At 37.5% G+C, this 20,374-nt stretch carries 24 protein-coding genes and 1 other annotated feature; of the genes, 23 read left to right on the forward strand and 1 reads right to left on the reverse strand.

Annotation, left to right across the window (positions count from 1 at the left end; translation table 11 throughout):
• Nucleotides 1-84: 84 nt before the first annotated feature.
• Nucleotides 85-157 (forward strand) — a sequence feature (ribosomal protein L21 leader region).
• Between the two features lie 16 nt (nucleotides 158-173).
• The 21 genes from rplU (at nucleotide 174) to AC6UDA_RS03520 (ending at nucleotide 17,788) form a co-directional block, all read left to right on the forward strand.
• Entirely contained in the window at nucleotides 174-482 is a 309-nt protein-coding gene (rplU, locus tag AC6UDA_RS03420; RefSeq protein ID WP_500693691.1) for a 50S ribosomal protein L21, read from the forward strand.
• Between the two features lie 5 nt (nucleotides 483-487).
• Nucleotides 488-808 (forward strand): ribosomal-processing cysteine protease Prp, encoded by a 321-nt coding sequence (locus AC6UDA_RS03425; RefSeq protein WP_500693692.1) that lies wholly within the window; start codon nucleotides 488-490, stop codon nucleotides 806-808.
• A 26-nt stretch (nucleotides 809-834) separates the two neighbouring features.
• Nucleotides 835-1,131, forward strand: coding sequence for a 50S ribosomal protein L27 (gene rpmA, locus AC6UDA_RS03430; protein ID WP_010021538.1), 297 nt, complete (start codon nucleotides 835-837; stop codon nucleotides 1,129-1,131).
• A 114-nt stretch (nucleotides 1,132-1,245) separates the two neighbouring features.
• Nucleotides 1,246-1,806: an elongation factor P gene (gene efp, locus AC6UDA_RS03435; RefSeq protein ID WP_039143941.1), complete on the forward strand. Its 561-nt coding sequence runs from the start codon at nucleotides 1,246-1,248 to the stop codon at nucleotides 1,804-1,806.
• Between the two features lie 43 nt (nucleotides 1,807-1,849).
• Complete coding sequence (locus AC6UDA_RS03440; protein WP_500710940.1) at nucleotides 1,850-2,278, forward strand: Asp23/Gls24 family envelope stress response protein; 429 nt, start codon at nucleotides 1,850-1,852, stop codon at nucleotides 2,276-2,278.
• Nucleotides 2,275-2,673 carry a transcription antitermination factor NusB gene (gene nusB, locus AC6UDA_RS03445; RefSeq protein WP_500693694.1) on the forward strand — a complete coding sequence of 133 codons (399 nt, stop codon included), beginning with the start codon at nucleotides 2,275-2,277 and terminating at the stop codon, nucleotides 2,671-2,673. The genes AC6UDA_RS03440 and nusB overlap by 4 nt, the downstream gene beginning before the upstream one ends.
• A 94-nt stretch (nucleotides 2,674-2,767) precedes the next feature.
• The gene (locus AC6UDA_RS03450) at nucleotides 2,768-3,631 is read left to right on the forward strand and encodes a bifunctional 5,10-methylenetetrahydrofolate dehydrogenase/5,10-methenyltetrahydrofolate cyclohydrolase (RefSeq protein WP_500693695.1); all 864 of its coding nucleotides are present in this window, start codon (nucleotides 2,768-2,770) and stop codon (nucleotides 3,629-3,631) included.
• Complete coding sequence (gene xseA, locus AC6UDA_RS03455) at nucleotides 3,621-4,970, forward strand: exodeoxyribonuclease VII large subunit (protein ID WP_500710942.1); 1,350 nt, start codon at nucleotides 3,621-3,623, stop codon at nucleotides 4,968-4,970. The genes AC6UDA_RS03450 and xseA overlap by 11 nt, the downstream gene beginning before the upstream one ends.
• Entirely contained in the window at nucleotides 4,970-5,221 is a 252-nt protein-coding gene (locus tag AC6UDA_RS03460) for an exodeoxyribonuclease VII small subunit (RefSeq protein WP_500693697.1), read from the forward strand. Before xseA ends, AC6UDA_RS03460 begins: the two co-directional genes overlap by 1 nt.
• Complete coding sequence (locus tag AC6UDA_RS03465; protein WP_500696732.1) at nucleotides 5,208-6,080, forward strand: polyprenyl synthetase family protein; 873 nt, start codon at nucleotides 5,208-5,210, stop codon at nucleotides 6,078-6,080. Before AC6UDA_RS03460 ends, AC6UDA_RS03465 begins: the two co-directional genes overlap by 14 nt.
• Before the next feature lie 7 nt (nucleotides 6,081-6,087).
• A complete protein-coding gene (locus AC6UDA_RS03470) occupies nucleotides 6,088-6,906 on the forward strand; it encodes a TlyA family RNA methyltransferase (RefSeq protein ID WP_500706556.1) in 819 nt (272 codons plus the stop codon).
• Between the two features lie 12 nt (nucleotides 6,907-6,918).
• Nucleotides 6,919-8,625 carry a DNA repair protein RecN gene (recN, locus tag AC6UDA_RS03475; protein ID WP_500706554.1) on the forward strand — a complete coding sequence of 569 codons (1,707 nt, stop codon included), beginning with the start codon at nucleotides 6,919-6,921 and terminating at the stop codon, nucleotides 8,623-8,625.
• An 82-nt stretch (nucleotides 8,626-8,707) separates the two neighbouring features.
• The gene (gene gmk / locus AC6UDA_RS03480; protein ID WP_500693701.1) at nucleotides 8,708-9,325 is read left to right on the forward strand and encodes a guanylate kinase; all 618 of its coding nucleotides are present in this window, start codon (nucleotides 8,708-8,710) and stop codon (nucleotides 9,323-9,325) included.
• Entirely contained in the window at nucleotides 9,325-9,528 is a 204-nt protein-coding gene (rpoZ, locus tag AC6UDA_RS03485) for a DNA-directed RNA polymerase subunit omega (RefSeq protein ID WP_500693702.1), read from the forward strand. The genes gmk and rpoZ overlap by 1 nt, the downstream gene beginning before the upstream one ends.
• 104 nt (nucleotides 9,529-9,632) lie before the next feature.
• Nucleotides 9,633-10,838: a bifunctional phosphopantothenoylcysteine decarboxylase/phosphopantothenate--cysteine ligase CoaBC gene (coaBC, locus tag AC6UDA_RS03490; RefSeq protein WP_500693703.1), complete on the forward strand. Its 1,206-nt coding sequence runs from the start codon at nucleotides 9,633-9,635 to the stop codon at nucleotides 10,836-10,838.
• 20 nt (nucleotides 10,839-10,858) lie between these two features.
• On the forward strand, nucleotides 10,859-13,282 hold the full coding sequence (priA, locus tag AC6UDA_RS03495; RefSeq protein WP_500710946.1) for a primosomal protein N': 2,424 nt from the start codon (nucleotides 10,859-10,861) through the stop codon (nucleotides 13,280-13,282).
• Between the two features lie 10 nt (nucleotides 13,283-13,292).
• A complete protein-coding gene (fmt, locus tag AC6UDA_RS03500; protein ID WP_500710949.1) occupies nucleotides 13,293-14,237 on the forward strand; it encodes a methionyl-tRNA formyltransferase in 945 nt (314 codons plus the stop codon).
• A complete protein-coding gene (rsmB, locus tag AC6UDA_RS03505; RefSeq protein ID WP_500707122.1) occupies nucleotides 14,224-15,564 on the forward strand; it encodes a 16S rRNA (cytosine(967)-C(5))-methyltransferase RsmB in 1,341 nt (446 codons plus the stop codon). Before fmt ends, rsmB begins: the two co-directional genes overlap by 14 nt.
• A gap of 9 nt (nucleotides 15,565-15,573) precedes the next feature.
• Complete coding sequence (rsgA, locus tag AC6UDA_RS03510; RefSeq protein WP_500707121.1) at nucleotides 15,574-16,479, forward strand: ribosome small subunit-dependent GTPase A; 906 nt, start codon at nucleotides 15,574-15,576, stop codon at nucleotides 16,477-16,479.
• Between the two features lie 2 nt (nucleotides 16,480-16,481).
• A complete protein-coding gene (gene rpe, locus AC6UDA_RS03515) occupies nucleotides 16,482-17,141 on the forward strand; it encodes a ribulose-phosphate 3-epimerase (RefSeq protein WP_500707120.1) in 660 nt (219 codons plus the stop codon).
• Between the two features lie 2 nt (nucleotides 17,142-17,143).
• On the forward strand, nucleotides 17,144-17,788 hold the full coding sequence (locus AC6UDA_RS03520) for a thiamine diphosphokinase (RefSeq protein ID WP_500707119.1): 645 nt from the start codon (nucleotides 17,144-17,146) through the stop codon (nucleotides 17,786-17,788).
• Nucleotides 17,789-17,845: 57 nt separating this feature from the next.
• On the opposite strand, the gene rpmB is transcribed toward AC6UDA_RS03520, so the two are convergent.
• Nucleotides 17,846-18,031 (reverse strand): 50S ribosomal protein L28, encoded by a 186-nt coding sequence (rpmB, locus tag AC6UDA_RS03525; protein ID WP_500693710.1) that lies wholly within the window; start codon nucleotides 18,029-18,031, stop codon nucleotides 17,846-17,848.
• A gap of 193 nt (nucleotides 18,032-18,224) precedes the next feature.
• Here rpmB and AC6UDA_RS03530 point away from each other — a divergent pair, with 193 nt between their 5' ends.
• Nucleotides 18,225-18,587 carry an Asp23/Gls24 family envelope stress response protein gene (locus tag AC6UDA_RS03530; RefSeq protein WP_010021513.1) on the forward strand — a complete coding sequence of 121 codons (363 nt, stop codon included), beginning with the start codon at nucleotides 18,225-18,227 and terminating at the stop codon, nucleotides 18,585-18,587.
• Nucleotides 18,588-18,617: 30 nt separating this feature from the next.
• Complete coding sequence (locus AC6UDA_RS03535; protein WP_500707117.1) at nucleotides 18,618-20,318, forward strand: DAK2 domain-containing protein; 1,701 nt, start codon at nucleotides 18,618-18,620, stop codon at nucleotides 20,316-20,318.
• Nucleotides 20,319-20,374: the final 56 nt, after the last annotated feature.

The following is a 20,374-nucleotide window of genomic DNA, read 5'->3' on the forward strand; positions in this document are numbered from 1 at the left end:
CACGCTTAATATCTGGTGTGTCCCTTTTTCATTTGACTTATAACATTAATTTTTATATACTTATGATGTTGTAATTGTGGACTTCCACAGCTACAACCGCTCAGTTTGAGTTTTAAGGTCCATTGGGCACTTAATACTGGCGAGTCTAAGCAAATTATAAGGAGGTGCACTACATGTACGCAATTATTGAAACAGGTGGCAAGCAATACAAGGTTTCTGAAGGTGAAGCCATCTTTGTTGAAAAACTTGATGCTAACGAAGGTGACAAGGTTACTTTTGATGATGTTGTCTTTGTTAGTGGCAAGACCCCTAAGGTTGGTTCACCATTAGTTGACGGTGCTTCAGTCGAAGGAAAAGTTGATAAGCAAGGTAAGGGTAAGAAGATCCGTATCTTTAGATATAAACCTAAAAAGGGTGCTCAATCAAAGAAGGGTCATAGACAACCTTATACTAAGGTTACTATCAACAAGATTAACGCTTAAGCCATATGATTAAAGCTACATTTGATTTAAATCATAATTTAATAACTGGATTTAAAGTGACTGGCCACGCTGATTCTGGTGAGTATGGGCATGATATCGTCTGTGCAGCAGTATCAGCGTTAGCAATTTCTTCTGTGAACGGGTTAATTACCGTTTGTGACATTGATCCATATGTAGAACAGGATGAAAAAAATGGAGGATATCTCCAAGTTAAGATTCCGGTTGAACATTTGAATGATGTTAAGGTCCAAACGTTACTTAAAAGCTTTATGAATGGACTTATGGATATTTCAAAACAGTATTCGAATTACGTTGAAGTAAAATAACACTTTTAATTTGGAGGTGTAAACGCATGTTAAAAATGAATCTACAATTTTTCTCTCACCATAAAACCGGTGGTTCATCATCTAATGGTCGTGACTCAGCTGGACGTCGTTTAGGGACTAAAGCTGCTGATGGCTCATCAGTAACAACTGGTACAATTTTATACCGTCAACGTGGAACTCATATCTATCCAGGTAAGAACGTTAAACGTGGTGGAGATGACACATTATTTGCTTTAGTTGATGGGATTGTTCGTTTCGAACGTTTAGGTCGTGACAAACGTCAAGTTTCTGTTTACCCTGAAGCAGAAGTAGCAACTAAGTAAATCCAAAGAGGCCTAGCGTTAACGCAGGGGTCTCTTTTTTTATCAATATCGTAACTTGCTTTTACGTGATCGATATTGATATGATAGGAACATAAATATGTGGGAGGCATGAAAATGTCAATTTCAATTGTAAAAGTAAAAAATGGTATGACCATTCAAGCTGACAATAACATCTGGAAGATTGTTAGTTTTCAACACGTAAAGCCCGGTAAGGGTGGAGCATTTGTTCGTACTAAGTTAAAGAATTTAAGGACGGGAGCCGTTCAGGAAAAAACTTTTCGGGCTAGTGCTAAAGTTGAAAAAGCTAACATTGAAACCAAAAAGATGCAATACCTCTATGATGATGGTAGTGGACTTGTCTTCATGGACATGGATAATTATGAACAACTAACGATTCCAAGAGAGCAAGTTAAAGAAGAAATGAACTACTTACAAGAAAATATGGAAGTTCAAGTTATTCAGTACGGCGGTGAAACTTTGGGAGTTGAAGTGCCTAAGACGGTCACACTTGAAGTAGCGGATACTGAACCTGGGATTAAAGGTGATACTGCTTCCGGTGGTTCTAAACCCGCTACTATGACCACTGGTTTAACGCTTCAAGTTCCATTCTTTGTAAATAAGGGTGATAAGTTAGTGATCAATACTGATGACGGTACTTACATTTCTCGGGCATAATGGTCAGAATGATCTGATTGTTTAGCCAATTGGGGGTTATATTATGGCAGCAGACGAAAGTTTCATTACACTCGACAATAAGAAATCAGACCTAGGGTCGATTAAAATTGCACCTCGTGTGATTGAGGTCATTGCTGGAATTGCGGCCGTGCAAGTTGAAGGAGTTAACCGGATGCGTGGTAGTTTTTCTTCCAGTGTTAACGAATTATTTGGAAGAAAAGAGCGCGGTAAGGGCATCAGATTAGCAATTGAGAATGGCAAATTGAATGTTGATATTTTTGTATACCTAAATTACGGGGTTTCGGTTCCTAAGGTTGCTTTAGAGATTCAAAATCAAGTAAAACAACAGTTGTTGTTTATGACTGACCTTCGTATCGGTTCCGTAAATGTTCACGTTGAAGGAATGATTCTTCCAAAGAGTACTGGTAAAGTTGATACTGATAAATTATTCGATAATGAGGATAAAAAGTGAAAATAAGTCGACATCAAATTAGAGAGTTAGCTTTTCAAACCTTATTTGCGATGGAAAGTAATGATGCTGTTGAACCAAGTGAATTTTTTGATTATCTTACTAATGAAGATGTAAGGGCGCCAGAATATTACTTGGAAATCGTTAATGGGGTAAGAGAGCATAAGAGTGAACTTGATAAGATCATTACAGATCACTTAGCGAATAAATGGTCGATTGATCGAATTAGTAAAGCTGACCTAATTATCTTAAGAATTGCGCTGTATGAAATTAAGTATGAAGAAGCAACGCCAAATAAGGTTGCCATTAATGAAGCTTTAGAATTAGCTAAAAAGTTTTGTGATGATAAGTCACGAAACTTTATTAATGGCGTTTTAGATAGTGCGATTGAAAAATAGGAACCCGTGATGGGTTCTTATTTTTTTACATTTAGCTAGAACAAAAATAATATGCTAGAATTGTACTAATAATAATGTATCGGGAGATGTTTTCGTGGTTAGCATAATTGATGGCAGAAAGGTTGCAAAAGACCTGAACTTAAAAACAAAAAAGCGAGTTTTTAAACTAAAACAAGCTGGAATTACTCCAGGATTAGCGGTAGTAATCGTTGGAAATGACCAGGCAAGTCAAAGATATGTTCGAAGCAAAGAAAAAAAGGCAACAGAGTTAGGCATCTATTCCATTAAGAAGGCTTTACCTGAATCAACCACGCAAGACGAATTGATCCAAATTGTGAGAAGTTTGAATGAGAACCCTGAAATCAATGGAATCTTAGTTCAATCGCCACTTCCTGATCATATTAACGAAGACAAAGTGATTGAGGCAATTGATCCTACAAAAGATGTGGATGGTTTTCATCCCGTTAATGTCGGCAAGTTATTTCTTAATCTTAAGGAGAATTACCCGGTTGCATGTACTCCGAAGGGCATTATGACTTTACTATCAGAGTACCATATTGACTTAGATGGTAAAAACGTTGTGATTGTTGGCCGTAGTTCAATTGTTGGAAAGCCAATGTTAGCTTTGATGCTTAACGCCGATGCAACCGTGATTGACGTTCATAGTCACACTGATGATGTTTCAAAGTACACGAAGCAAGCTGATGTAGTTATTTCAGCGGTCGGCAAGTATGCCATATTAAATGATGATGATTTTAAACCAGGTGCCGTTGTTATTGATGTTGGTCAAAATATGGATGAGAATGGTAAATTGGCTGGCGACGTCGAATACAAATCAAAAAGTGACAATATCGAATATATCACTCCGGTGCCGGGTGGCGTAGGACCAATGACAATCGCAACCTTGATGCAACAAACGGTTGATATGTGTGAATGGAGCAAAAAGAGTGGCAAGTAAATATTTAACTGTATCAGCTTTGACGCAGTATATCAAAAAGAAATTTGACGTTGACCCATACCTAGGACGAGTTTACCTTACCGGTGAAATCTCCAACTTTCGCTTGCGACCAACTCATCAATATTTTAGTTTAAAGGATGACAACTCAAAAATTAACGTTACCATGTTTAAATCGGCCTTCTCTAAGGTTAAATTCATGCCAGAGGAGGGAATGAAAGTCCTTGTTACTGGACATGTTTCCGTGTATGAAAAAACCGGAATGTATCAGTTTTATATTGATCACATGGAACCGGATGGAGTGGGTCAACTTTATGAAGCCTACGAACAGTTAAAAAATAAACTTGCCAAAGAGGGCTTGTTTGAGGAAATTCATAAAAAACCTCTTCCAATGTATCCTAAGAGAATTGCCGTAGTCACGTCTCAAAGTGGTGCAGTTATTAAGGACATCATCACCACTGTTAGACGGAGATTCCCGATTGCTCAAATTGTTTTGTTTCCAGCAGCTGTTCAGGGTGAGAATGCAGCAAGTGAGATCGCTCATCAAATTAACCGAGTCAACGAAATTGGCGGATTTGATACTCTTATTATTGGTCGTGGTGGTGGTTCTATTGAAGATTTATGGCCATTTAATGAAGAAATTGTCGCAAGAGCTATTTATAATAGTAAAATTCCAGTGATTTCATCAGTTGGACATGAAACTGATACAACGATTGCTGATTTAGTTTCTGACAAACGGGCAGCAACCCCGACCGCAGCTGCTGAGTTGGCAGTTCCTGTGCTTAGTGATGTAATTCTTGATTTAAAGACTAAACAGACTAGGATTTATAACGCCATGGATAACATTTTGGCCCGTTCGAGGTCACAATACGATAAAGTAATGAATTCTTACGTTTTTAACCAGCCCGAACGTCTTTATGAATCCTATGTCCAGCAATTAGATACTTTAAATACCAAACTGGGTACTAACATGAAAGATTTACTAAATCATTACCATAATCAACTTCAAGCTTATTTAGAACAACTAAAATTAAACTCACCGGTTCATAGCATCAATGCAAACCAAAAACAGGTTAATTATTATCTTGAATCGATGAAAAAGTCCGTTCAAGTGATTTTGAAAACAAAACGGACTCAGTTAAATTCAAACGTCAGTGCACTCGACCATCTAAGCCCGCTACGTTTAATGAGTTCTGGATATGGGATGGTTACAAACGATCATGATAAATTAGTTAAGTCGGCTAAGGATTTAAAAAAGGATGAACACATTCGTATTCAGTTCAGTGATGGAAGTGCTAGTGCAACCGTTGATCATGTTGGACTTAAAGGAGACAGTAAATAATGGCAGATAAAAAACCAACTTTTGAAGAAAATATGGATAAATTAGAAGAAATTGTTAATCAACTTGAACAAGGAGACGTACCTTTAGAAAAAGCTCTTTCAGAATTTAAAGATGGAGTTGAGTTAAGTAACGAAATGCAAAAGACACTTTCAAATGCACAAAAAACGCTTACTAAAATGATGGATGACAGTGATAATGAAATCCCATTTGATCGTGATCAACAAGGTGGAGACAGTGATGACACCCAATAAACAAACTCTTTCAGAATTTAAAGATAAATATATTCCGAAAATCGATCAAACTTTAGAAACAAACATTGATAAGTCGAGCTCGATAAAATTAATTGTAGATGCCATGAAATATTCTTTGATGGCTGGTGGAAAACGATTACGACCATTATTGACGTTAGCCACCCTAAAAACTTTGAATTACGAAGTTGACGAGTCCACCATTAAAACCAGTTCTGCGGTTGAGTTAGTTCATACCTATTCTTTAATTCATGATGATCTACCAGCCATGGACAATGATGATTATCGTCGTGGTCAACTCTCCAATCACAAAAAATTTGGCGCTGATATTGCAACTTTAGCTGGAGACGGATTGTTGACGTTAGCGTTTAACTGGCTTTCAAGAGCTGATTTGTCAGCTGTAAAAAAAGTTCAATTGATTCAGTTATTGTCCCATGCTGCTGGTCCAGACGGAATGGTAGCTGGTCAAACTGTAGATGTTAGTTCAGATAACCAACATTTGAATCTGGATGAATTAATGCATTTACATAGAAACAAAACCGGTGAGCTGTTTCATTATTGTGTTATAGCAGGAGCGACCATTGCTGATGCTGATCAAGCAAGTCGGAAATGTTTATCTGCGTTTGCTTGGAATTTTGGGCTAGCATTTCAAATATTTGATGATATTAAAGATGCTCCTAACCTTGAAAATCAGGATGATGTTGATAAAAATACGTATGTAAATTTGTTGGGAATTAATGGAGCAATTCAAAAATTAGATGAGACTGTTAGTAAAAGTCAAGAGGCATTAAGTAAGTTGCCGGATGAATTTTCACCCGATTTGTTAGATTCATTTTTATCTTATTTTGTGGTGAAAAAGTGAGGTTATAATGGCAAAGGATAAAGAGCGGGTTGATGTCTTACTTGTCAAGCAAGGATTGTTTGACACACGCGAAAGGGCAAAAAGAGCCGTCATGGCTGGTGAAGTACTTGGAAAAAATGAACAACGCATGGATAAGCCTGGGGTGAAGATTCCAGTTGAAACCAAGCTGCATTTAAAGGGAAATGCACTTCCCTTTGTCAGTCGGGGTGGATTAAAATTAGCAAAAGCACTCAAAAGTTTTAATATTAGTGTTCGTGATAGAATCGTTTTGGACATCGGATCCTCCACCGGTGGATTTACGGATGTAATGTTACAAAATGGAGCTAAATTGAGTTACGCCTTAGATGTTGGGACAAACCAATTAGTTTGGAAGCTTAGAAACGACCCTCGTGTTGTTGTAATGGAGAATACTAATTTTAGGTACAGTAAACCAGAAGATTTTACTTGTGGAGAACCTAGTTTCGCCTCAATTGACGTTTCTTTTATTTCTCTTAAATTAATTTTAAAGCCCTTAAAATCAATTTTAGTTAAAAATGGGGAAGTAGTGGCATTAATAAAACCCCAGTTTGAGGCTGGTCGTGGAAACGTTGGTAAGCATGGCATTGTAAGGGACAAAAACGTGCATAAACAGGTGATTACTAACGTCATTCAGTTTGCGACTGAGGCTGGTTTTTCTGTTTTAGGACTTGATTTTTCTCCCATCAAGGGTGGTGAAGGGAATATCGAATTCTTGATTCATCTAAAGTCATCTGATGATCCTGAAGTAGGAAACGATGTTGCAGTTGAAGATGTCATGGATCGGGCTTATAAAAGTTTAAATAATTAAGAAGGTGAGAAGTTGTTACAGGAAATTTCAATCAAAGACTTTGCGATTATTGATCAATTGGAAGTTAATTTTTACTCAGGGATGACAGTTCTGTCAGGAGAAACTGGTGCAGGAAAGTCGATTATTATTGATGCCGTTGGTCTACTTGCTGGTGGTAGGGGATCGTCTCACTTTATTAGAAAGGGTGCGAACAAATCAATTTTACAGGGAATGTTTGCCATTCCTAAAGATGGTCTTACTGCTCATGTGTTGGATAAATTTGGGATCGAACATGATGATGATACGGTAATTTTACAGCGTGAATTATATCGTAATGGCCGCAACGTATGTCGCATCAATGGCATATTGGTGAATACAAATACGCTAAAAAAAGTTGGCGAAACTTTGGTTGATATTTATGGACAAAATGAACATCAAGCGCTGATGCAACCTGATAAGCACATTGGGTTACTTGATGAATTTGCTGGCGACAGCCTCAAACCTACGCTTAAGCTTTATCAGGAACAATATGAAAAATACCTTAAATTAAAGAAAGAATTAAATAATAAAAATAAAAATGAAAAAGAATGGGCTCAACGCATTGATATGCTTAAGTACCAGGTAAATGAAATTGAAACGGCTGATTTAACGGATGGCGAAGAAGAAGATCTGATAGCCGAAAGGGATCGTTTAAATAATTTTCAAGCCATTAGCGATAGTCTAGGAAGAAGTTTTAATGATATTAATGGTGATGAAAGTATTAGTCCGATTGATATGATCGGGGATGCCATGAATGCTCTTGAAGATTTAGAACGGTTAGATGATGAGTTTAAGTCAATTTCTGAGAATGTTAAAAATGCTTATTATACGCTGCAAGATGCTTCTGGAGAGATTAGTAATCAGATGGATAATTTGGAGTTTGACCCTGACAGATTGAACGAAGTTGAGCAACGCTTAAATACTATTTTTGAGTTAAAACGAAAATACGGTGATTCGATTAAACAGATTTTAAAGTATTACGATAAAATCTCTGGTGAATTAACTGATATGGAGACGGATGAAAAGAGTGGCAATAATTTAGAAGAACGCTTCAATGCTTCCGTCAAAGAATTAAATAAACTTGGGAAAAAGTTAAGTGATATTAGACATCAGCAAGCCGAAAAGTTAACTGCTGAAATTCATCAACAATTAGCTGATTTGTACATGGATAAAACGCAGTTCGAAGTTCGTTTTTCCAATTTACCTAAAGATACTTTTAATCGAAATGGAATTGAAGAAGTTGAGTTTTACATCCGAACGAATCCGGGTGAGGACATGGCACCGTTATCCAAAATTGCCTCAGGTGGTGAACTTTCTCGAATTATGTTAGCTCTTAAAACGATCTTTTCCCGCGTCCAAGGAGTAACTTCAATCGTGTTTGACGAGGTAGATACGGGTGTTTCGGGAAGAGTGGCTCAAGCAATTGCAGATAAAATTAGTGCAATTGGTAAGAAATCCCAGGTTTTGTGTATCACCCATCTGCCACAGGTTGCCGCCATGGCTGATAATCATGATTTCATCTCGAAGCATGTTGATTCTAATAATCGAACGGAAACTTCGGTTCAACCCTTATCAGGTGAGCAACGAGTTAAGGAACTTGCTAGAATGTTAGCAGGAACCACAGTTACTAAGTTAACCATGGAACACGCTTCTGAACTTTTAAACTTGGCCAATCAACAAAAAAGACAAAAAATTAAATAGCATTCATTTTATCTCTTATTGATTAATTGATTTATAAATTGCATAATATATATAAAGAAGTTACGAAAAAGGAGCGGTTTAAGTGAGTGAAAGAGGAATGTTAATTGTTCTTTCTGGTCCAAGTGGAGTGGGGAAGGGAACGGTTAGAAAAGCCCTTTTTAATGAGCCTGATGTCGATTTCAAGTATTCAATCTCGATGACTACCAGAAAACCCCGTGAGGGAGAAGTTAACGGGGTTGATTATTACTTTGTTTCAAAGGATCAATTTGAACAGAATATTAAAAATGGTAAGATGCTGGAGTATGCTAAGTATGTTGACAATTATTATGGCACCCCGTTACAATACGTAAACGAGACATTAGATTCAGGAAGAGATGTTTTTCTGGAAATTGAAGTTAATGGTGCCATGCAGGTGCGTGCCAACTGCCCCGATGGAGTTTTTATTTTCCTAACTCCACCTGACATTGATTCACTTAGGGATCGTTTGGTTGGCCGTGGGACTGATGATATTGAAGTTATCAACAAACGAATTGAAAAAGCTTCTAAGGAAATCCGAATGATGCAAAACTATGATTATGCAGTTGTGAATGATAAGGTTTCAAATGCGGTAGACCGAATTAAAACAATTGTTAAAAGTGAACGTTTAAAGGTAAACCGTGTTATGCCAAATTATCTTAATAAATTAGGAGATGAAGTTTAATGTTTATTTATCCACCACTTGAAGATTTATTGCAACACGTTGATTCAAGATATTCGCTCGTTATGTTAGCAAGCAAAAGAGCTGAAGAACTTGATCAAGGTGCGAAACCACTGCTTTCCCATTATAAGTCAGTAAAATCAGTTGGAATGGCGTTGGAAGAAATTGCTGCCGGCGTGTTAACCATCGCTCCAAAAAGTAAGTAAGAAAGGACTTTTGTGATGAATCTCATCACAGGGTCTTTTTTTATTAAATGAATAATAAGGGATGTGTAGTATAATTAATAAGAAATACTTTGGAGGGTATAATTTTGTTAAACGGGAAGCAAATTGTCTTATTTGTATCTGGTAGCGTTGCTGCTTATAAGGCAGTTTATTTATTGAGACTTTTAAAAAAGAATGGTGCTAGTGTCAAAGTTGTAATGACACCGTTTGCCAAACGATTTGTCTCGAAATTAACTTTTCAAGTTTTATCGAAGAATGATGTCTATGATGATCAAAGTTATTTTGATGACTCAACAACGATTAATCATATTGGGCTAGCTAAATGGGCCGATTTGGCAATTGTTGCCCCTGCTACCGCTGATTTTATTTCTAAAACAGCAAATGGGATTGCGGATGATTTTGCAAGTACGACTATGTTAGCCATGGAGTGCCCCAAGTATTTTGCGCCAGCAATGAATGATGTCATGCTAAAAAATCCAGCTACCCAAAGAAATCTTCAAAGATTAAAAGATGATGGTATCGAATTTATTGAGCCACAAGTTGGTCCACTAGCCGAAGGATATTCAGCTCTAGGTCGACTTGCTGAACCAGAAGAAATTTATCAGTTTGTGGTTAGTCAATTAAGTGATCATGATGACCAACCTCTTTCTGGGGTTAATATACTAGTAACTGCTGGTGGTACTAGAGAACCAATTGATCCGGTTAGGTACTTATCAAATAATTCATCAGGAAAGATGGGATATGCAATTGCTGAGGTTGCTAAAGAAATGGGGGCTAAAGTGACACTTGTAAGTGCCAACAGTCAGTGCCAGATTCCAGATGGTGTGAAAGTTATCAAAGTTAGTTCTGCTGATCAACTGGAGCACCAGGTACAACGCTTATTTTCAGATAATCAGGTTTTGATTATGGCTGCTGCAGTTAGTGATTTTAAACCTGCTCATGCGGAAAAACAAAAAATAAAGAAGGATCAAGACCATGATTCTTTAGATCTCCATCTAATTAAGAACGATGATATTGTTGCAAAAGTGGCACAACAGAAGAACCCTAATCAGGTGGTGGTCGGTTTTGCGGCCGAGACCAATGATCCTCTTAAAAATGCTAAGCAAAAGTTGATGAAAAAGAAATTAGACCTAGTGGTATTAAATGATGTTTCCAATTCATTAATTGGTTTTAATAGTGATGATAATCAGGTTTCAATCATCTCAAAGGATGGTTTGGTCAAAAAGACAGAAGTTGAGTCTAAATTAAAAGTTGCTAGTGAAGTGTTAAATGTCGTTGTTGACCTTTTATAGCTAATCTGTAATATGCAAGAATGGAAAGAAGGGGTAATTTGAAAATTGCAAAAGTGATTGTTGATGTTCCGACCATGCAAACAAATGTACCCTATTCATACTTAATTCCTACTGGATTAGAAGATCAACTGAAACGAGGCATGAGGGTCATTGTTCCATTTGGGAATGGAAACAGAAAAGTTGAAGGTTTTGTCGTTGATATTACAGATGAGAAACCGGACCAGCTTAATCAACTCAAAAAGATTGATAGTACCATGGATTTGAGCCCAGTGTTGAACGACGAAATGATTGAACTTTCTAAGTGGTTGGCTGATACAACTTATTCTTTTCGAATTAGTTGTCTTTTGACCATGCTTCCTAATGCGATGAAGGCAAGATATACAACCTATGTAAAAGCAACTGGAAATCTTGCCGATCAAGAGCTTAATGATAAGTTTAAAGACCAGAGTATGGTTCCGTTTGACACGGAGCATTTTAATAGTACGGAGATGGGGAAACTTGCTAAGTTACGTAAGAACAATAAAATCCAAGTGATTTACAAAGTTCAAAATGAAGCCAAAAAGAAAACGGAAACGGCCATTTTAAATCAATTAAGTGATTTTGGTCAGGCAAAAAAACAACTTCGTAAGAATGCCACTTCTCAATTAAACTTACTTTCTGTCTTAGAGAACCATACTGATCAACCAATTATTCAGACCCACCTCGTTAATGATCTTAAAATATCCAATTCAGCGATTAGCAGTTTTGAAAAGAAGAATTGGATAAAAAAAGTTCAGGTTGAGAAGTATCGTGATCCGTACAAACATGACATTACAATTGATCAACCAAAAAAGTTAACCGTTGATCAAGCACATGCTGTTCGTGAAATTGATCGTTCCATTGAAGCCCATCGAAATGAAACCTATCTACTTGAAGGAGTAACTGGATCAGGTAAGACTGAGGTTTATCTTCAATCCATCCAAAAGGCTCTGGATTTAGGTGAGACGGCGTTGATGTTAGTTCCAGAGATTTCTTTAACCCCCCAGATGGTTAATCGAGTTAAAAATCGGTTTGGTAATCAAGTTGCTGTAATTCATAGTGGTTTGTCAACTGGGGAAAAGTATGATGAGTGGCGTAGAATTAATAATGGAAAGGCAAAGGTAGTAGTAGGGGCAAGATCAGCAGTTTTTGCTCCTCTTTCTGATATTGGGATTATTATTCTTGATGAGGAACACGATACAAGTTACAAGCAGGATGATAATCCACGTTACCACACGCGGGATGTTGCCATTTGGCGTGGCAATTATCATCATTGTCCGGTCGTACTTGGGAGTGCAACACCTTCGCTTGAGTCAAGGGCTCGTGCCGGAAAGGGAGTTTATAAATTTTTATGCCTTCCCGATCGCATTAATCAAAGGCGTTTACCAGAAGTTTCAGTTGTTGACATGACCAGAGAAGAAGAGACTCATGATGGAATCTTTTCGCACCAATTACTTAGTGCGATTAAGCAAAGAATTGAAAAGCACGAACAAGTAGTGTTAATGCTTAATCGTCGGGGATTCTCGTCTTTTCTGATGTGTCGAGATTGTGGCTATGTTTTAAAGTGTCCCAACTGTGATATTTCTTTGACGCTTCACATGGATTCTCATACGATGAAGTGTCACTACTGCGGATTTGAGGAACCAATTCCTAAGTATTGTCCCAACTGTCACAGTAAAAATATTCGTTACTTTGGTACTGGAACTGAAAAGGTAGAGCGACAATTACATGAACTCGTTTCAAAAGCGCGAGTAATCAGAATGGATGTCGATACAACCCGGAAAAAGGGTTCTCATGAGAAGTTACTTCGTGAATTTGGTGAACATCATGCTGATGTTTTACTAGGAACGCAGATGATTGCTAAGGGACTGGATTTTCCGAATGTAACTTTGGTGGGGGTATTAAATGCTGATACCGGATTGGATTTACCTGATTTTCGTTCTAGTGAACGAACGTTTGATTTATTAACTCAAGTTTCCGGACGAGCTGGACGAGCTGATAAGGATGGAGAAGTCATTATTCAGACCTATAATCCAGATAATTATGTGATTCAATTGGCTAAAGACCAGGATTATGAAGCATTTTATCAAAAAGAAATGCAATTAAGACATTTAGCTGATTATTCTCCATACTTCTTTACCATTAAAGTTTCAATTAGTTCACTAAATGAGAGGCAGGCGGCTAATGAATCTTATGAGGTTGCTAATTATCTTAAAAAGTCGCTTGATCAAACTACCATTATTTTGGGGCCAACCCCTAGGCCGATTGCTCGAATGAAAAAACGTTATTATTTCCAAATCATTATTAAGTACAAACGTGACTTAAAACTCAATGAAAGCTTAAAGCATATTTTACAAATATCACAAAAAGAAGTTAGAAAGGGTTTACAGATCGGGATTGATCCAGAACCAGTCAGTTTTATGTAGGTGAATTATTATGAAATCAATTGTATTTATGGGAACGCCTGAATTTAGTGTTCCAATCCTAAAAGCTTTAGATCAGAACTACAAAGTGTTGGCAGTGGTAACCCAGCCAGATCGACCGGTGGGGCGAAAACATCAAATTGAAGAATCACCGGTTAAGAAAGCTAGTCAAGATTTGGGGTTACCGGTACTACAACCGCAAAAATTAGGTGGAAGTCCCGAAATGGAAGAAATCATTCAAATGAAGCCAGATTTTATTATTACTGCTGCATTTGGCCAATTTTTGCCGACTAAATTGCTTGAAGCAGCGCAAATTGCGGATATCAATGTTCATGGATCTTTACTGCCGAAATATCGTGGTGGGGCTCCGGTTCAATATGCCATTATGAACGGAGATAAAGAAACTGGAATTTCGATTATGTACATGGTCAAAAAGATGGATGCTGGTGACGTTTTAGCTCAACAACCTGTTAAGATTGAAAACATCGACGATACTGATAGTATGTTTAAAAAGTTGAGTTTAGTGGGACGTGACCTTCTCTTAAAGACTTTAAAAGAAGTTATTAATGGAACTGCACATCCCCAAAAACAGGATGAAGAACAAGTTGTGTTTTCGCCAAACATTAAGCGAGAACAAGAAGAGCTAGATTTTTCTCAACCTGCTAGTTTGGTTGATGCAAAAGTCAGAGCGTTAAGACCCGATCCGATCGCATTTGCAATGGTGAATGGGAAACCAAATAAGATTTGGGAAACAACGGTTATTGATGAGCAGACTGATTTAGATCCTGGTAAGGTGGTTAGTAAAGATAAACACCATTTAAAAATTGCTGCTGGGAACGGAACGGTTTTGGGAATTGAAGAAATTCAACCGTCTGGGAAGCCAAAAAAATCAATTACCGAATATTTGAACGGCAACCAGAAATTAGAAATTGGAGATCAATTTATTGACAGAAAATAACTCAAGTAATCCACGATACTTAGCCGTAAGAACACTAGAGCGTGTTCATGGCGGTGCATATTCTAATCTTCAAATCAACAATGTGATCGATTCTAGCACGATGAGTCTCAAAGATATTTCCCTGTATACTAATATCGTTTATGGTGTGATTCAGCACCGGTTAACGTTAGCTTATTATGTTGACCATTTAGTAAAAAGATCTGACAAACTTGATGGTTGGGTCAAAGAATTACTGTATACGGCAATTTATCAAATGCAGTATTTAGACAAAATACCAGATCGTGCGATTTTTGATGAATCAATTAAGATTGCCAAAAAGCGTGGGCATGATGGTATTAGACGACTTGTTACCGGAGTCCTTCACTACATCCAACGAAATGGATTGCCTCCAATTGATAAAATTAAAGACACTGCCACTTACGACTCAATCTTTTATAGTGTTCCGCTGTGGATTGTAAAGCAACTTAATGAGCAACTTGGTATGGATAAGACGGTTGATATACTTAAAAGTATTAATCAGCCAGCTAAGCAATCAGTCCGGGTGAGCCATCGTAAGATTTCTGATGATGATTTAAAGAAGAAATTTTTCCAAGAGGGATATGAGGTTAAGAGTAGTGAAGTAGCTGATCATGCGCTTATCTTATCTGGTAAAAGTGCTAGTGGTAGTCCTCTGTTTAAAGAGGGTTTGTTTACGATTCAGGACGAAAGTGCCATGTTGCCAGTTCAATCCATGGACATTAGAAATGATGACTATGTACTAGATGCTTGTGCGGCTCCTGGTGGTAAAACCACGCAAATTGCTGAATATTTGACTACTGGTAAGGTTGAGGCTTTAGATCTGCACCTCAAAAAATTAACCAAAATTGAGCAAAATGCAGCCCGAATGGGTGTGAAAGATAATATTGAAGTTCATGCCATTGACGCTCGTAATGTTTCTGAATTATTTGGTGAAAGTACTTTTGATAAAATCCTGGTTGATGCTCCCTGTTCGGGACTTGGATTGATGAGGCGTAAACCAGAGATTAGATACGATAAGACACTTGATGACGTTTTACATCTTGTAAAGATTCAAACTGAAATTTTGAATGCTGTGGCACCAACACTCAAAGTGGGCGGACAGTTGGTATTTAGTACATGTACCATCATGAATCAAGAAAATAGTGAGAATATCAGCAGGTTTTTAGATCAGCACCAAAACTTTAAACCGGTTTGGGTCAAGACAAGAAAAGACCTAAAGCCAAATCGTGATACAGATGCTTTAAAAATTTATCCAGACGACTATGATTCTGATGGCTTCTTTATCGCGGGCTTTCAGAGGATTCAATAGGAGATTAATGTGAGAAAAGGCAAGATTTATCAATCTTTGAGTGGGTTCTATGACGTTGAGTCCGATGAAAAAATGTACCGGACGAGAGCACGAGGGAACTTTAGAAAAAGAAATATTAAACCCATCGTTGGCGACCTGGTTGAGTTTGATGAAACTAATGTGAACGAGGGATACATTTTAAGGGTTTTACCAAGGTTTAATCAATTAGTTAGACCACCAGTTGCTAATACTGATCAAGCAATTGTAGTTAATTCAGCCATTGAACCTGCTTTTTCTTTCTCACTATTAGATAAGCAACTTGTGGCCCTCGAAAAGCAGAAGATTATCCCAATTATTTATCTTAGTAAGACTGACTTGTTAACGTCAAAAGCGCAGGTTGATTTTTTTAAAACGGTTGCGGATGATTATAGGAAAATTGGTTATGAAGTTGTGTTGCCTGATAAAAAAGATGATGTAAATGCAGTGAGTGATGTTTCGAAGTTACTTCCTCACAAACAATCAATCGTAATGGGTCAGACTGGGTCAGGAAAATCAACACTGCTTAACGAAATTGACCCTAAGTTAAAGCTTAAAACTGGAGTCGTATCTAAGTCTTTAAGTCGAGGGAAGCATACCACTAGGAAGGTGTCTTTACTAACGGTAAATGGCGGCTTGATTGCTGACACACCAGGCTTCTCTTCTTTTGATACTTTGGAAATTAAGTCAAATGAATTAAAAAATTATTTTCCGGAATTTGTACGTGCTTCACCCAACTGTAAGTTTCGTGAATGTCTGCATGTTAATGAACCTGGTTGTGCCGTGAAAGCTGGGGTTGAAAGTGGTACAATTCTATCGAGCAGGTATGATGATTATCTGCAAGAATATCATTTATTAAAAGCACAAAAGCCAATTTATAATAAGAAAAGAGGAAATTAAACATGATTAAAGTTGCTCCTTCAATTTTAAGTGCGGATTACGTAAACCTACAAAAAGACATTGAAAAGGTCGATAAGGGTGGTGCGGAATTACTACATATCGATGTTATGGATGGGATGTTTGTTCCAGCGATTGCCTATGGTCCAGGCTGGGTCAAAGAGATTCGCCCCATTACTGGATTAACACTTGACTGTCATTTAATGATTGAGAATCCTGAAAGATATATTGATACTTTTGCTGATGCTAACGCAGATATTATTGGGGTTCATGTTGAATCAACTTCCCATATTCATCGTGCTCTTCAAATGATTAAAGATAAAAACGTTAAAGCTGAAGTCGTAATTAATCCGGGAACCCCAGTGGAGATGATTAAGCCAGTCTTGTACATGGTTGATCAAGTTCTTGTTATGACTGTTAATCCCGGATTTGGTGGTCAAAAGTTTATTCCTGAAACGATTAGTAAGGTTAGAGAATTAAATAAATTACGTGAAGAAAATGATTCATATTCCTATGACATTGAAATTGATGGTGGTGTTAACAATAAGACGGTGGTTGACGCCTATAAAGCTGGCGCAAACGTCGCTGTAGCTGGTTCATATGTTTTTGATGCAAAAGATCCTGCTGCTCGTATTCAGGCTCTTAAGAACGCTACTAATTTTTAGTTATGAATAAGGTAAATGTCGTTGTTGGGGGACCAATTGAGTTATGGCCATCTAACTTAAAGACAAAAAAAATAAAGGGTCCCTTCATTGGGGTTGATCGAGGAAGTTTACGACTAATCAAATTGGGCATTATTCCTGAATACGCTGTTGGTGACTTCGATTCGGTTTCAGATTCGGAATTTAAAATAATATTACAAAAAGCCAAGCATGTTATTCGGGTTGATCCGGTAAAGGATGAGACTGATACTGAATTAGGTATCAGGACCGCTGGCAAGTATTTTCCTAAGAATGAGATAGATATTTATGGCTTTTCAGGCGGGCGTCTTGATCACTTGCTGACCAATTTTTTGATGGTCTTAAAGCCAAATATTAAACCCTATCTTTCAAAGCTGAGACTCATTGATAGTCAAAATGTAATCCGATACTTTCTAAGTGGGTCGTATCATATTAAGAAAATCACTGGAATGAAATATTTAGACTTTTGTCCGCTGTTACCAATGCATTTAACGCTCAGTGATGAAAGATATCAATTAAATCATTATTGGGTGGGGTATCCAACTTCTTATTCAAGTAATGAATTTATTGGAGATAGTGCTTCGTTTGTTTTTGATGAAGGAGTATTGATGGTGATTCAAAGTCGAGACTAAAAAACAGTACAACCATTCAATGGTTGTACTGTTTTTAATTAATTAAAATAATAATGATTATACTCTGGTAATCTTACCAGATTTTAAAGTTCTGGCACTAACCCAAACACGTTTGGGCTTACCATCAACTAAGATGCGTACCTTTTGTAGGTTTGGCTTCCAACTTCTTCTTGATGAGTTTAAAGCGTGAGAACGACGATTGCCGAAATGAGTTCTCTTACCATTAATTTGATCCTTAGCCATAATATCCCTCCTTACTTTGGAATTCTTTTATATTCAATAGTTTACCTAAATAACTTACCATAATACCGTCATAAATGCAAAGTTTCTTTCAAGTAAATGTCCTTGACACCATGATTCATATTTTTGTTTTATAATGGGGTGTGGTAACATTAGATATCGTTATGAGCTCGAAAGGATAAGGGGGATGCAAACGATGGCTGTAAAGTTAAACACTCAATATGGATCAATTGATATTGATAATGATGTAATTGCTACAGTAGTCGGCGGTGCCGCAACTGATAATTATGGAGTTGTTGGCATGGCTAGCAAAAACCAATTTAAAGATAATATGAATGAAATTCTTCGAAAGGATAGTTACTCAAAAGGAGTAGTTGTCAGAGAAGTTAACAAGAAAGTTCAAGTTGACGTCAACGTCATTGTGAGTTATGGAACCAAGATCTCTGAAGTTTCTCGTAATGTTCAGTCAAAAGTTAAATATAATTTGGAATCAATGTTAGGGATTAATGCGGATTCAGTAAACGTAATTGTTCAGGGTGTTAAAGTTATTAACGACTAGTGGTTTGAGTATAAGGAGGATTTGATAATAGTGTCATTAACTAAGATTACTACTAAAGAGTTCGACCAAATGGTTCAAGCCGCCGCGGTCGTTCTTAATAATAATACGGATTTTATTAATTCGTTAAATGTTTTCCCAGTTCCAGACGGAGACACTGGAACGAACATGAGTTTGTCATTATCAAGTGGGGAAAGTTACGTCGATAAATCAAATGATGATACGATTGGCGGCAAAGCTTCTGCACTTGCTAAGGGGCTATTAATGGGAGCGCGAGGTAACTCTGGTGTCATTATGTCTCAGATTTTCCGTGGTTTTGCAAAAAACGTTGAAGGTAAAAAGGATCTTGATGCTCAAGAATTTGCAGATGCTATTATCGCTGGAGCTAAGACTGCTTATAGTTCGGTCATGAAGCCCACTGAAGGGACCATCTTGACGGTAGTTAGACTAGCTGCTAAAGCTGGTGAAAATACTTCTTCAGATACTGATGATGTTATAAAGGTAATGGACTCAATTCTTGATGCTTCTGAGAAAGCTCTTAAAAAAACTCCAGATCTTCTCCCAGTATTAAAGCAAGTGGGAGTGGTGGATTCTGGTGGACAAGGATTGGTATTTGTTTTTCAAGCTTTTGATGATGTTTTAAATGGTCGAAAGATTGAAGACAAAGGTGAACATCAACCTAATTCTGAAGAAATGAACGAAATGATTGATGTTGAGCATCATAAGAGTGCTCAAGGTAAATTAAACCCAGCAGACATTGTTTATGGGTATTGTACCCAAATTATGGTGCGAATTGGGAAGGGAAAGCAGGTTACCCAGAAATTCGACTACGATACTTTTTATAACTATCTGGCGAAATTAGGGGACTCGCTTTTGGTTATTAATGATGATGAAGTGGTTCGCGTTCACGTTCACACGGAGCATCCTGGCAAGGTCTTGTCGTGGGGACAACAATTTGGTGACTTAGCAACCGTTAAAGTTGATAACATGCGACTGCAACAAGAATCAATCATGGAAAGCGATGAAAAAGCTCAAAAGACCGATGATTTAAAGGAAGAAAAAGAGCATAAAAAGCCGCGTGACTTAGCAATTATTGCGGTGGTTGCGGGAGCAGGTTTAGAGAAGCTCTTTAAGAGCTTAGGAGTAACTAACATCATTAGTGGCGGACAAACGATGAACCCTAGTACGCAAGATATTGTTGACGCTGTCAATAACAGTAATGCTAAAAAAGCGATCGTTCTTCCTAACAATAAGAATATTTTCCTATCGGCAGAGCAAGCCCAGGGAATCACAGACATTCCGATGGAAGTTGTCCACACCAAGACAATCCCACAAGGATTAACCGCGATGTTCTCATTTGATCCTGATAATACTTTTAAAGAAAACCAGACCCAGATGGACGACTCTTTAGATACCGTTAAAAGTGGCCAAGTGACGACTGCTGTTCGTGATACAAAGATTAATGGAATGGACATTAAAAAGGGTAGTTACATGGGAATTATTGATGGAGACATTCAGGTCCTTGGTTCTTCTTTAGATGATGCAGCTATTAAGATGCTGAAAAAAATGTTAGATGATGATAGCGAAAACGTTACGATTATTTTTGGAAAAGACGCTGATCAGGATGATGCTGATAAAGTTTCGAATGCTGTCTTATCAGTGGACGATGAATTAGAAGTTGAGACTCATGAGGGGGATCAACCAGTTTATCCGTTGATTATTTCCGTTGAATAGGTAATATTATATAGATAGATACTTAATAAGACTGCTAGTCCTTGTGGATTAACAGT

The sequence above is a fragment of the Fructilactobacillus sp. X8R4C1 genome, from assembly GCF_059900905.1.

What these genes read in the sequence shown, in the direction of transcription:
- AC6UDA_RS03470 (WP_500706556.1), top strand. Translation starts at nt 6,088, where the DNA reads ATGGCAAAGGATAAAGAGCGGGTTGATGTCTTACTTGTCAAGCAAGGA.
- AC6UDA_RS03520 (WP_500707119.1), top strand. Translation starts at nt 17,144, where the DNA reads ATGAATAAGGTAAATGTCGTTGTTGGGGGACCAATTGAGTTATGGCCA.
- AC6UDA_RS03460 (WP_500693697.1), top strand. Translation starts at nt 4,970, where the DNA reads ATGGCAGATAAAAAACCAACTTTTGAAGAAAATATGGATAAATTAGAA.
- AC6UDA_RS03530 (WP_010021513.1), top strand. Translation starts at nt 18,225, where the DNA reads ATGGCTGTAAAGTTAAACACTCAATATGGATCAATTGATATTGATAAT.
- AC6UDA_RS03465 (WP_500696732.1), top strand. Translation starts at nt 5,208, where the DNA reads ATGACACCCAATAAACAAACTCTTTCAGAATTTAAAGATAAATATATT.
- AC6UDA_RS03425 (WP_500693692.1), top strand. Translation starts at nt 488, where the DNA reads ATGATTAAAGCTACATTTGATTTAAATCATAATTTAATAACTGGATTT.
- priA (WP_500710946.1), top strand. Translation starts at nt 10,859, where the DNA reads ATGGAAAGAAGGGGTAATTTGAAAATTGCAAAAGTGATTGTTGATGTT.
- fmt (WP_500710949.1), top strand. Translation starts at nt 13,293, where the DNA reads ATGAAATCAATTGTATTTATGGGAACGCCTGAATTTAGTGTTCCAATC.
- efp (WP_039143941.1), top strand. Translation starts at nt 1,246, where the DNA reads ATGTCAATTTCAATTGTAAAAGTAAAAAATGGTATGACCATTCAAGCT.
- rpmA (WP_010021538.1), top strand. Translation starts at nt 835, where the DNA reads ATGTTAAAAATGAATCTACAATTTTTCTCTCACCATAAAACCGGTGGT.
- rplU (WP_500693691.1), top strand. Translation starts at nt 174, where the DNA reads ATGTACGCAATTATTGAAACAGGTGGCAAGCAATACAAGGTTTCTGAA.
- AC6UDA_RS03440 (WP_500710940.1), top strand. Translation starts at nt 1,850, where the DNA reads ATGGCAGCAGACGAAAGTTTCATTACACTCGACAATAAGAAATCAGAC.
- rpoZ (WP_500693702.1), top strand. Translation starts at nt 9,325, where the DNA reads ATGTTTATTTATCCACCACTTGAAGATTTATTGCAACACGTTGATTCA.
- rpe (WP_500707120.1), top strand. Translation starts at nt 16,482, where the DNA reads ATGATTAAAGTTGCTCCTTCAATTTTAAGTGCGGATTACGTAAACCTA.
- rpmB (WP_500693710.1), bottom strand. Translation starts at nt 18,031, where the DNA reads ATGGCTAAGGATCAAATTAATGGTAAGAGAACTCATTTCGGCAATCGT.